General features: G+C 42.8%; 14 protein-coding genes and 1 pseudogene. 8 read left to right on the forward strand and 7 right to left on the reverse strand.

Annotated elements, in window-relative coordinates:
• Nucleotides 1–7 precede the first annotated feature (7 nt).
• The 4 genes from NYZ99_RS05430 to NYZ99_RS05445 are packed head-to-tail and all read left to right on the forward strand — an operon-like array spanning nucleotide 8 to nucleotide 3345.
• Nucleotides 8–571, forward strand: a complete 564-nt coding sequence (locus NYZ99_RS05430; protein WP_260574263.1) for a DUF7133 domain-containing protein — start codon at nucleotides 8–10, stop codon at nucleotides 569–571.
• Entirely contained in the window at nucleotides 559–882 is a 324-nt protein-coding gene (locus tag NYZ99_RS05435) for a DUF7133 domain-containing protein (RefSeq protein ID WP_260574265.1), read from the forward strand. Before NYZ99_RS05430 ends, NYZ99_RS05435 begins: the two co-directional genes overlap by 13 nt.
• Nucleotides 797–2158, forward strand: coding sequence for a PVC-type heme-binding CxxCH protein (locus tag NYZ99_RS05440; RefSeq protein ID WP_260574267.1), 1362 nt, complete (start codon nucleotides 797–799; stop codon nucleotides 2156–2158). The genes NYZ99_RS05435 and NYZ99_RS05440 overlap by 86 nt, the downstream gene beginning before the upstream one ends.
• Before the next feature lie 11 nt (nucleotides 2159–2169).
• Complete coding sequence (locus NYZ99_RS05445) at nucleotides 2170–3345, forward strand: FG-GAP repeat domain-containing protein (protein ID WP_260574283.1); 1176 nt, start codon at nucleotides 2170–2172, stop codon at nucleotides 3343–3345.
• Between the two features lie 20 nt (nucleotides 3346–3365).
• Here NYZ99_RS05445 and NYZ99_RS05450 read toward each other — a convergent pair whose 3' ends face one another.
• The 7 genes and pseudogenes from NYZ99_RS05450 to NYZ99_RS05480 form a co-directional block, all read right to left on the reverse strand.
• The gene (locus NYZ99_RS05450) at nucleotides 3366–3992 is read right to left on the reverse strand and encodes a ferredoxin reductase domain-containing protein (protein ID WP_260574285.1); all 627 of its coding nucleotides are present in this window, start codon (nucleotides 3990–3992) and stop codon (nucleotides 3366–3368) included.
• Nucleotides 3911–4342, reverse strand: coding sequence for an NADPH cytochrome P450 oxidoreductase family protein (locus NYZ99_RS05455; RefSeq protein WP_260574287.1), 432 nt, complete (start codon nucleotides 4340–4342; stop codon nucleotides 3911–3913). The genes NYZ99_RS05450 and NYZ99_RS05455 overlap by 82 nt, the downstream gene beginning before the upstream one ends.
• Complete coding sequence (locus tag NYZ99_RS05460) at nucleotides 4327–4716, reverse strand: flavodoxin domain-containing protein (protein ID WP_260574288.1); 390 nt, start codon at nucleotides 4714–4716, stop codon at nucleotides 4327–4329. The genes NYZ99_RS05455 and NYZ99_RS05460 overlap by 16 nt, the downstream gene beginning before the upstream one ends.
• An 82-nt stretch (nucleotides 4717–4798) precedes the next feature.
• Entirely contained in the window at nucleotides 4799–5563 is a 765-nt protein-coding gene (locus NYZ99_RS05465) for a PepSY-associated TM helix domain-containing protein (RefSeq protein WP_260574290.1), read from the reverse strand.
• Nucleotides 5564–5572: 9 nt separating this feature from the next.
• On the reverse strand, nucleotides 5573–6058 hold the full coding sequence (locus NYZ99_RS05470; RefSeq protein WP_260574292.1) for a DUF2271 domain-containing protein: 486 nt from the start codon (nucleotides 6056–6058) through the stop codon (nucleotides 5573–5575).
• Between the two features lie 8 nt (nucleotides 6059–6066).
• Complete coding sequence (locus NYZ99_RS05475; RefSeq protein WP_260574294.1) at nucleotides 6067–7557, reverse strand: ankyrin repeat domain-containing protein; 1491 nt, start codon at nucleotides 7555–7557, stop codon at nucleotides 6067–6069.
• A gap of 3 nt (nucleotides 7558–7560) precedes the next feature.
• Nucleotides 7561–8496 (reverse strand): annotated as a pseudogene (locus NYZ99_RS05480) (DUF6607 family protein).
• A gap of 98 nt (nucleotides 8497–8594) precedes the next feature.
• Here NYZ99_RS05480 and NYZ99_RS05485 point away from each other — a divergent pair.
• From NYZ99_RS05485 to NYZ99_RS05495, 4 genes are all read left to right on the forward strand, one after another.
• Nucleotides 8595–10691 carry a TonB-dependent receptor plug domain-containing protein gene (locus NYZ99_RS05485; RefSeq protein WP_260574296.1) on the forward strand — a complete coding sequence of 699 codons (2097 nt, stop codon included), beginning with the start codon at nucleotides 8595–8597 and terminating at the stop codon, nucleotides 10689–10691.
• 12 nt (nucleotides 10692–10703) lie between these two features.
• Nucleotides 10704–10832 carry a hypothetical protein gene (locus tag NYZ99_RS05490; RefSeq protein ID WP_260574297.1) on the forward strand — a complete coding sequence of 43 codons (129 nt, stop codon included), beginning with the start codon at nucleotides 10704–10706 and terminating at the stop codon, nucleotides 10830–10832.
• A 14-nt stretch (nucleotides 10833–10846) separates the two neighbouring features.
• Nucleotides 10847–10981 carry an IPT/TIG domain-containing protein gene (locus NYZ99_RS22805; protein WP_420845214.1) on the forward strand — a complete coding sequence of 45 codons (135 nt, stop codon included), beginning with the start codon at nucleotides 10847–10849 and terminating at the stop codon, nucleotides 10979–10981.
• A gap of 83 nt (nucleotides 10982–11064) precedes the next feature.
• The gene (locus tag NYZ99_RS05495) at nucleotides 11065–11577 is read left to right on the forward strand and encodes an HmuY family protein (protein WP_260574298.1); all 513 of its coding nucleotides are present in this window, start codon (nucleotides 11065–11067) and stop codon (nucleotides 11575–11577) included.
• The last annotated feature ends 164 nt before the right edge of the window (nucleotides 11578–11741 follow it).

Here is an 11741-nt window from a genome sequence, read left to right on the forward strand (position 1 = left end):
GGGAGCCATGGCGGAAACCCGGGTAGAATTGGTATCCAAAGAAAACGATGAAATTATTTTTAAAACGACCGGTCAAGGAAGAACCAATATGCAACCCGTGGTGGTCGATTTGACAGATTATTTGGACAAGGAAATATTCATCCGAATTATAGATAACGAGACTGGACTTTCTCCAATTCCTTATATCAGACCTGATGAGTTGGCACATATCAGTTTTGATGATTTTCTTTTCTATCCGGTTAGGCCACAGTTTGATAATGAATTAAAACAAGAGGACATTATTGTTATGCCTCCTTTGGACCCCATTATTAATGCCGGACTTTCCGGTACAGAAGCGGCAAAGGCTATGACCTTGCCAAAGGGTTTCGAGATTACTCCGGCGGCATCGGAACCGGATGTGGTCCGTCCAATTAGTTTCACTATCGATGCAAGAGGACGGCTTTGGGTTGTTGAAGGGCATACGTATCCGGTTCCAGCAGAAGAAGGCAAGGGTAGGGACAGAATTCTAATTTTTGAGGATACCAACGGTGATGGTACTCGGATAAGAGAAAAGTATTCATGGAAGGACTAAATATGGCCAGTGGTATAGAATTGGGAATGGGTGGTGTTTGGTTGGGAGCTGCGCCGTATCTGATGTTTATTCCTGCTGACTTTGAAAATGACAAACCTACTGGAGAGCCGGAAATTTTGCTTGATGGTTGGGGCCTCCAGGATACCCATGAAGTGCTCAATAATCTAAGATGGGGACTGAGATGGATGGCTCTATGGAGTACATGGGGTTTTTACCCATTCCAAGGTGGGCAAACCAGGTACACCGGAAGAGGATCGAACCAAAGTGAATGCAGCCGTTTGGCGGTATCATCCAATAAAACACGAATTTGAGGTCTTTTCCCATGGCACAAGTAACCCATGGGGAATTGATTTCAATGATTATGGACATCCATTTATTACCGTCTGTGTTATTCCCCATATGTATCATGTCATACAAGGGGCAAGATATCAGCGGCAAGGCGGGGAACATTTTAATCCGTATACGTATGACGATATTAAAACCATTGCGGATCATAGGCATTATTTGGGAGATAGAGGGCCACATGCCGGTAACTTTAGGTCGGCCGCCGCGGGTGGAGGGCATGCTCATGCAGGAGCCATGATTTATTTAGGGGGTGATACTTGGCCTGAAGAATATAGAAACACCATTTTTATGAATAATATAAATGGAGCTATTATGAACAATGATCTTCTTACAAGAGATGGCTCCGGTTATGTGGCCTCTCATAAAAAGGATTTTATTGTTATGAACGATTCTTGGTCGCAATGGCTCAATTTCAAGTATGATGCCAGTGGATCTGTATATGTGATAGATTGGTACGACCAAAATCAATGTCATAGCCCCAATCCTGATGTACACGACAAGACCTTAGGGCGTATTTTCAAAATAAGCCATGAGAATGATAAATGGGTAAATGAGAATCTATATAAAGCTTCGGATGCGGAGCTGGTTAACTATCAATTGCATGCCAACGAATGGTACGTGCGTCAGGCACGGACCATTTTACAGGAACGAGGAGGTAATTCAGAGATATATAGTTTGCTGAAAAATATTGTCGAGAAAAACCAAGAAGTAACCAAAAGACTCAGAGCTTTATGGACACTTCATGTTACAGGTGGAACGGATGAGGATTACTTGAATAAATTACTGGATGATGAAGACGAATACATGAGAAGCTGGGCTATTCAACTTGTAACGGAAGACAAGAAAATTTCTGAAACTACATTGTCAAAATTCAGTGATTTGGCTAGCAAGGATGATTCGGCTCTTGTTAGACTATATTTGGCATCCGCTTTGCAACGTTTGGAACCATCGAAAAGATGGGACGTTTTGGCTGGGTTATCAAAAAGGGAAGAGGATGTACAGGACCATAATCTTCCTCTGATGCTTTGGTACGCTACAGAACCATTGACAGATTTGGATGCGGAAAAAGCTTTGGAGCTAGCAGAAAATTCAAATTTCGATTTGATATTGGAGTATACATTGAGAAAGATATCGGAGGGAGAAGATGATACTTCTCAAAATATCTTACAAAAGTTTAGAAACAAAAAGTCTGAAAAATCAGAGGTCTATGGGGGAATGATAGATTCTCTTTTGTCAAAGTAAAAAGAATTGAGATGAGCAGAAGAAAAATTAAAAATATAGCTTTTGTGCTTTTAGGTTGTGTTACCGCGTTTACATCATCATGGGCTCAGACTATTGAAAAAGACAATTTTAAAAAGACGGTTTTAACAAGGGATTTCATCTCTGAAGGTGTAGCTGTTGCTGACTTGAATAAAGACGGTCTTACAGATATAATTGCCGGATACTATTGGTTTAAGGCACCTAATTGGGAGATGTATGAGCTGGCTCCATCAAGAAAATTTGACCCATATAAAGAGTATAGTGAGTCCTTTCTCAATTTAGGAATGGATGTAAACCTTGACGGATGGGAGGATGTCATAATTATAGATTTTCCAGGTAAGGCTGGTTTTTGGTTTGAAAATCCGAAAGGGGAAGACCAACCGTGGAAAAAACACATGATAGCGGATTCCATGGGTATTTCTAATGAATCACCTGGTTTTATTGATGTTGATGGAGATGGCCGATTGGATATTTTATGTGGGGATGTAGATAAGAAACAAATTGTTTGGCTACAAGCTCCCTTGAATAAAGGTGAAACTGCATGGAAAAGGCATGCCTTAAGTGAAGAAAATGTGCCGGGAACCAATAATTTTTCACATGGTATTGGCTATGGAGATATCAACAAAGATGGCATTGAGGATGTAGTGATTGTGGAAGGTTGGTTTGAGGGACAGAAGGATAAAAATTCGGGAAATTGGAAATTTCATAAAACCAAATTAGGTGAACCTTGTTCACATATGCAGGTATTGGATGTTAATGGAGACGGCACTCAAGACGTTGTTAGTGCATCAGCACATAAACTCGGAATTTGGTGGCATGAACAGCTGTCCAACGGCACTTTCAAAACACATCTCATGAGTGAGACCACTGCACAAACACATGCATCGATTATGTCAGATCTTAATGGGGATGGTCGAAAGGACTATATTACAGGAAAGCGTTTCTTGGCACATAATGGTAGGGACGAAGGGGATGCGGACACCCCTTATTTGTTGTGGTTCGAATTTATACCTGGAGTTTCGCCTTATTACAAAGAGCATGTTTTGGATGAAGATTCAGGGGCTGGTCTTAATATAGTAGCTCAGGATATCAACAAAGACGGAAAGCCGGATATCATAGTAGCCAATAAGAATGGCGTTTTTCTATTTGAAAATAATATTTCACCATAATGGGTTGGAAAAACATTTTGCTAATAGCAATCTGTTTTCAATTGCCCGTTGCCTTCGAAATCGCTTAGGGGTGTGGCAAGGTGTTCCAAGGTGCCTTTTTCAAGAATTTCCAGTACATCGTTCTGCATACGTAATGCTCCACAAATCATGACGACCGCACCGTTTTCTAGGCTCTTGGAAATGATTTGTAAATCTTTTTTCACCAGGTCCTGAACATATGAATTAGATCCTTCTGTACGCGACAAGGCCACGTGTAGGGTTTTCATTTTTCCGGCACTTTTAAGATGCTCCAAATATGGAGTGTAGATTTCCAGGGACGCTGTGTATCGGCCACCCCAATACATGTGGATTGGAATTTTTTGGTCGTTCTCCGATATAATTCCTAAAAAAGGTGCTATCCCGGTACCATTGGAAATACAGATAATCTCCTTCGCCTTTTTGGGGAAGCGAAAATGGGGATTTGGTTTAATGGAAGCTTTTAGGATTTCGCAAGGTTTTAGCGAGTTTAGGTAATTTGAAACGACCCCAAATTCGTGTTTCTTGATGCTAAGTAAAATCTCCTGACCTATTTTGGCAATGGAAAACCACCTTGGGATTCCATCCTTCGGGGTCGGTATTCCAATAAATCCCCGGATTGGAATTTGCATTTTCCTTTTGCATTAAGTCGAATTACAAAGGTATCGTCCCTATTGGGTTCGGTTTTGGATACCACTTCAAATTCATGCAGTTTTAGAATTTTATTTTTGATACCCAAAGCTGGAAGTTCCAAATGCTCCCCCGTAGCTTTGCTCCATTGTATGGCCCATTCCCTAAAGGTATCATAGGATTGGTTGTTAACTTTATATAGGGGAATCGTTTGCTCAAAACCGGATGTTGTAGCGAGTCCATTTTCAACATCAATGGCGTATTTGCAATAGTTGGGATAAAGGGTGGAGCCAAAACCGATGACAGCATATTTCAACGGATTTGGTTGCTTTACGGTCACCAATAAATCCAAAAAGTTTCGGCATTGGTGGGAGGGTCTCCTTCCCCGTAGGTCGCTGTCAGGATAAAAAGATGTTCTGCATTTTTATAAACATCATAGTCGTTTAGTTGGGCGACAAGCACTTTCTTCCCCGATTTTTTTAAAGCGCTTTCAAGTGATTTAGCAAAGCCGAAAGTAGTTCCGGTTTCGGAGCCTACCAAAATAATGTGTGAACATACATCGGCATTTTTGTTGTCAAATTTTACGGAGTTTTTGATGCGTTTTCGCCACATCACAAATCCCGAGTATATAAAAAACAGGGTGGATGCACTTGCCAATAATAGAACTAGAGACCAGCCAATGGAACCTTGTCCCGTATGTAAGTTCAGGCTTAATTCACTTGCCAAGAACGTAAAGGGATATGGTTTTTCGCTTAAAATTTCTCCTGTGTATTGGTGGACATAGATTTCCCTATCTCGGAGCGAAACTTCAAAATAATCCTCTCGGAAATGGCGTAAAAGGAAAGTTCACTTTTCTTACATCGGCCAAGAAAATTGTTTTGAAAATGTCCAATTCTTGGGTCCTTACCGATTCGTCCACGTCTATATCGGGATTAACCCTATCATGAACAACGAGCGTGCGGGGAAGCAAGGAGAATTTTTCCGCGGATAGGTATGCTCCGGTCGCTGTCAAAATTAGAATCGGAATCAGAAACCAACGCCCTAGAATAACATGGTATCGCAATTCAAAATAATCCTTCTGGACCTTGGAAAATAATTTTGAAATCCCTCCTTGTCTTTTTATGATAAGTACGAGACCTGTCGCTGCAATAAGGCAAAGCAGGAGGGAAACAAGGCCCACGAAAAATCGACCTATGCTCTTTAAAAAGAGAGATCGGTGCAGGTTCGTCGTAAATTGAAAAATAGGATGTTGCGGGGAGGGCTGGCCCAGTGCCTCACCTGTTTTGGGATGGATGTATAGCCGTTTGCCCTCGCCATCTTTGGTAAGCACATCGGCAAGGACAAAATCGTTCGCATCCACTTCTATGCTCAAAACCTCCTCGTACTCCGCTTGAAGTATACCTATAGTTTCGGACAGGGTCACTTTTGACACCGCTACCGGATTATAGGGTTTCAACGCTCCCTGTATAGGTTCAAAAGCCAATATAATCCCCGTAATGGACGCCAATATCAAAAAAAGGCCCGTGGATAGGGCCAAAAGTAAGTGACTATACCTCCAAATAGAGATGGTCATACACGCATTTTATTGTTGAATCATTCGTACATACCGGATAAAACCCTTGCCTTCCTTTTTGGACGCAAGATTTTCCGTGGTAAGGTCAAACTCCGGATCATCCTTATAATATTCCTGGTCCTCCACGGCGGATTCAAATCGGATTTTATATCCGGAATCGATTTTATCTGTCGGGATGTTCAAAACGGTCATTTTACGTTGCCCCCCTGTAATGGTCTCACCCACAATAGCATCGATGTTTGGCCGCCTGATACCAAAGATATTCTTCCACCATTCCTCCAGGTCACGGTACCATTCGTTGTCATCGCCCTGAACATAAAGGGTTTCCTCATAGTTGCCTTTGCTGTCCAAAATGGACACCACGATGTAGGCCCCTTCGCCCTCGTAATTGGTCAGCTGGATCATACATTTGTAGGAGGTGGTTTCGGAAGCTGTGCCAAAGGCTAAGAGAGTTAAACAGACTATGGCTATTACGGGTATAAAAAACTTTTTCATATTCTTAATTATATTTTTAAAAAATCCAATGTCACGTTGTGCTTTTGCAACAATTCATTTTCACTCGCCAGATCGTAGGGCGTTTCTTCAAATTCGGTTTTTGCGCTCACGTCCGCACCCATTGAAATCAGATATTTTAACATGTCTTCATTATCGGATGACATGGCGGCAAAGTGAAGTGCCGTGATGCCATCCTCATTTTTTTGATTCACGTCGATTTCCAAATCCTCCAATCGCTTTAAGAGTGCCAAGTTGTTGGCCTTGGCCGCAAGATGAAACAGCGTGTTACCATTGCCCTGCTTTCCGGTCATTTTTAGACCGGCTTCTTGAAGTACGTTCCACTTTTCTTCAAACTGAGCGGTATTTTGGGGATTGTAATTTTGAATCACATAATAGGCTACGGAATTTCCGTCGGTATCCAATGCGTTTACATCCGCACCACTTTCCAATAGGAAATCGACCACCTCGGTACTATTCCTTTCCACCGCCATCATTAGCGCATTTCTACCTTTGTTATCGATTAGATTTATATCCTCCACATGTTTTGCCAAAAGCTCCACAACCTCAAGGACGTTTCCGGATGCAGCGATCATAAATGGGGTTTGGCCTTCCTTGTCCTTCAAATTTGTAGAAACTCCCGATGCTATAAAATGTGCGAACAAGGGAAGGTCCTTATTCCTTCCGGCAATTAAATGCAGCAGATTTCTACCTTCCTTGTTGATCAGTTGGTTGGAAAGGCCAAGGCTCTCCAAATAGTCAAAGACCTCCTTGCTGTTTTGCTTCCGTCGGGTTCCCCTAGCGGCCATGAATAGGGAATTCTCTCCTTCCATGTTCACTTTTTTATACTCCAAACCTTTTTCGGCTAGGGTTTTTAACACGGAAATATTCCCGCCACGGGAGGCATACTGGAAGACTCCGTTACCGGTATCGTCCGTACTATCCAATGCCAGGCCCTTGTCCACGAAGTAGTGTATAACATCCAAGTTTTTCGCACCGGATGCCGCAAGAAGCAGAGCGTTCGCGCCCTCATGAGTGGTAGCGTTTATATCCGCTCCTTTGTCCAATAGCGTTTCATATATGTTCGTTTCGTTGATGCCGGAATTGGCGGCAAAGTTGATTACGGAATAGCCATGGGCGTCCACTGCTGCGGCATCAGAACCTTTGTCGAGAAGGTGTTTGACCAATTCCAAGTTTCCGGCATACGCGGCCCAATGCAGATAAATTCTACCATCATGGGTCAATTTAGCGACACCATTGCCTTCTTTGGCAATGATATGTGCCATAGTTTTGGTATTCACCTTCTGTAGAATGGCGTAGGTAGGACCATCAAAATAGGCGGCATTTCGCTCCGTAATGTCATGGCCTTCCTGTATCGAAGCCTCTACTTCCTCCTGGGATGGATCGCTGTTCCAATATTCCCTTTTCAAAAAAGGGTTTTCCTGTGCTGCCATGCCCACATAAAATACGGCCGTGAAAATCGCGCTTAAAATATTCTTCATGACTTATTTACTTTTAAGGGCTACTTTGGAATTTTTTTCTACGACAAAGGAATCTATGATATCTCCAATTTTATCGGGGCTGGAAACTTCGTCATCGAATAAATACTTGTAGAGTACCTTATTGTCTACTTTATGCTGAAGCACTAAATCGGTATTTTGGGCAAACACACTGTCCCATTTGTCACGTACCATGGCCCATTTATCATCATTCGCTGTCCACCAATCGGCCGCAGCTTTACAGCGCGCATCCGGAACCTTTACATAGGTATTGTACCCTTTTTCCTTGGCCAATAGGATATCGGCCTCCCCATCCTTACGGACGATTTTGGAATTGTCCTGATCATGCACCCAACCATCGGCTGTAATTTCATGTCGGTTACCACGCATGGTGAGGTTGTAATCGCCTCGGGTCGTGTATTCCCTTCGGGCAATGGGGCAGGTGTTGTGTTTTCCCAATAACTGGTTCCATCCACATGCACCCAAGAGGCACTCCCTTCATACCTTGGACTGTCGTCTACTTGATAAACTTTTTGTGTCCACTGTCCTGAGACTTCATTTTTAGTTTTTTGGGTGTAGTTCCATTCGTTATCACCATTGTATAAATAGAAATCCGTGTTTTCATACAACCAATCCTGTCTCCAGTGTTTTACGATCATGGGTTCTGCAGGATTCCCTACCTGTAGTATATGCTGAATTACGATCTTGTCGTCTTCATCGGTTACCAATTGGGCCCATTCCGAGACCTTTATCCACCTTTGTCTTTGAAGGTTTATATAATGAATCCTGACTGTAATTAAAGGTTTCGGCAAAGTTGAAGGTGACTTCGAAACAGCCGCACATCTCCTTTATGGAATTTTGGTCCTTCTCTTTTTTGGTCCGGGCAAAAACATTCGCTCCCATTAGAACGAACATTACGGTAAACAACTGTACTCTTTTCATTTTTATAGATGTTAAAGTTTAGGATTCGTTGAAATTTTTATTCTATTTATTTAGACTGATTTAAAATAATAATTATTTTTGAGCCAAATTTATATAGAATGAGTCTAAATAAAAATAATTTAACATTAATTTTTTTCACACTTTGTATAACATTGGTCTCGGGGCAGGTGGAAGAACAAAGAGACTCCATTCTGACACAAGATTTGGACGAAGTTGTGGTAACGGCTACACGGACCGTCCGCCAATTGTCGTCCCTGCCCTTGCCTGTTACCTTGATTCCTAAAACCCAGTTGGAGCAAACAGGGGTCACTCGGTTAAACGAGATTTTGAACGAACAGACGGGGATTATCATGACTCCCGATGCCACCGTCGGTGGGGGAGAGGGTGTACAGATACAGGGAATTGCCTCGGATTATGTCCTAGTACTTATCGATGGAGTCCCCGTTGTAGGGCGAAGTTCCGGTAATTTGGATCTGAGTCGGTTTGCCATTGGAAACATTAAGCAAATAGAGGTGGTCAAAGGGCCCTCAAGCAGTCTCTTTGGTTCTGAAGCACTTGGGGGGGTCATTAATATCATAACCGAAAAACCATCGACCGAAAAAATAAGCGGACAGCTAAGCCATCGCATGGCAACGTTCAACCATCATAACAGCAATTTTAGCATCAACCAACGAAAGGAGGACTTTGGTTACTCCTTTTTTGTGGATAGGCTCAGCACGGATGGTTATGACCTCGCCTCCGGCGATGTAGGGCAGACGGTGAATCCTTTTGATAACTATACGTTGAGCGGACGCCTTTTTTACGATGCATCGAAAAAACTTGATTTCTTTGTCTCCGGTCGATTCTTTCATCAGGACTTTGATATAGCTCCTAGTACTAGCATGGAACAGGATTGGAACCTTTTGGTACGGGCGAACCACGACCCTTCCCCAAAAACGAATGTGCAGTACGAACTGTACTATACCAATTATATTACTGATGAGGAATCGTTGGACCTACTTACTGATGAAGTGCTTTTGTCGAACGATTTCAATCAGAAACTGTTCCGTCCGGAGGTCCGGTTTAACCAAAAATTTGGGGAAAATACCTTAACGCTGGGCGTAGGGGGCAATTTGGAAACCTTACAGCGCAACCTTTTTGCGGACAATGTTTCCTTTTTTTCGCAATATGTCTTTTCCCAGTATGATTTTACCCCTCCGGAAGGCCTGAATGTGATTGCGGGCCTTCGATTTGACAATCACAGCGAATACAATTCCCAATTCAGCCCAAAGCTTTCCGCACGTTATGAAATATCGCCAAGCCTCGCCGTTAAAGGTTCCGTGGGCAGCGGCTTCAAGGCTCCGGATTTTAGGCAGTTATACCTTGATTTTACCAATGCGTCGGGCGGGGGGTATTCTGTTTTTGGCAAGGAAGTGGAGGCCCAGGGCATTCGGCAATTGCAGGAAAATGGAGAGATTTCCAATTTGGCCGTAAACCCCTCCCTGTTAGGGGAAAGATTGAATGCTGAAAGTTCCGTTGGATATAATTTGGGGCTAACCCTAAAATGGGGAAAATTAACGACCGATGTAAACCTGTTCCGAAACGATTTCACGAATCTTATTGACACCCAAATCCTTGCCTCCAAGACCAACGGTCAGAACGTTTTTGGCTATATCAACAGGGAACGGGTGTATACGCAGGGACTTGAAACCGATATTAAATTCAACGGCATTAAAAACCTCAATCTTTCTGGTGGATACCAATTGCTTTTCGCTTATGATAAGGATCAGGAAGATTCCTTAGATCAAGGCGAGGTTTTTGCTCGGGAACCTGAGACCCTACAAACCGTGCGTTTGGAGCGAAGCCAGTACTTTGGTCCGGAAAATCGCTCCCGCCACACCTTTAATTTCAAGGTTTTCTATGAAATCCCAAAATGGGACGCAAACGCCAACCTCAGGGTCGTTTACCGAAGTAAGTTCGGGCTTACCGATAGAAACGGCAACAAACTTCTAGACGATTTTGATAACAGTTTCGTGGATGGTTACTCCTTGGTGAACCTTTCCTTGGGAAAAACACTTTTCAAGCATTACCAACTACAGTTGGGTGCGAACAATCTTTTGGACTTTAGGGGCAATAACCCACTCGCTTTACAGGATAACGAGGTTCTGATAAATCCTGGTATACAATTATTCACTCGATTAAACATTACATTTTAAAATTAGATTTACATGAAAACAACTTTTAAACTTTTTACACTTTTATTGGTGATTTTTTCCTTTTTGGCCTGTAGCGATGATGATGGCGACGCGGTATCGGAATTTACGGTGTCCACCATTTCGCCGAATCCGGGACTGTAGGTACAGAAATTAGAATTACAGGCACCGATTTCCCTTCCGATGCTTCTGATATCTCCATTTCGTTCAACGGAATTTCCGCTGATATAACTTCAGTAACCAATACTGAAATTATGACAACGGTTCCTTCGGCGCCGCTACTGGCAAAATAGAAATTTCCGCGAATGGGTTTACAAAAATATCGGCGGCAACTTTTACGGTTTTATCAAATCTAGTAAAGGAGACCATTACAAACTTGGAGGCACCGCAGACCGGTGGGCAGGGCCAGCCGATAGGAGGCCCCTTTACAAAATTTAGTTTTGAAACCGGAGCCGTAACGGATAGTGAAACGGATTGGGACATTGCCTTTAGAGGTACCTCCATTGCGGTGAATGGCGGTACAGCCACTGGAACGAATGAAGAGCCGGCGAGGAACGGCAATGCCGGGGCCACGATACAAAATGGGATTTTTTCCGATATCACAAATGCCGCTGGACTCTCCTTTGATCAGGATGCAGCAGGTTCTTTTGCCGTACCTGCTGGAAGTGGCGAAGGATGGTACAATTACAATCCAGCCACCTTTACAGTGACCCCCATACCGGGCAGGATATTGGTATTTAGAACCCATGACGGTAAATTTGCCAAGATTGAGATTGTAAGTTATTACAGGGATGCACCTGCGGAACCGGATGCATTTTCGGATGAATCGAGGGTATACACCTTCGATTATGTGTACAATCCCAACGAAGGCGAAACCGCATTAGAATAAAATAGGTATCAAGAATTATTAAGACCGAGTATTTCTTCATGGATAGCTCGGTTTTTTTATGCGGAATATGAATATCGGTTAAATAAAGTTGACTTAAAAAATACAAATGATTGAATGCTTTTATCGGGATTTAGAAGTATAGGATTCCTTCGTAGCCATTTTGT

This window comes from Maribacter litopenaei, from assembly GCF_025244665.1.
GTDB lineage: Bacteria > Bacteroidota > Bacteroidia > Flavobacteriales > Flavobacteriaceae > Maribacter > Maribacter litopenaei.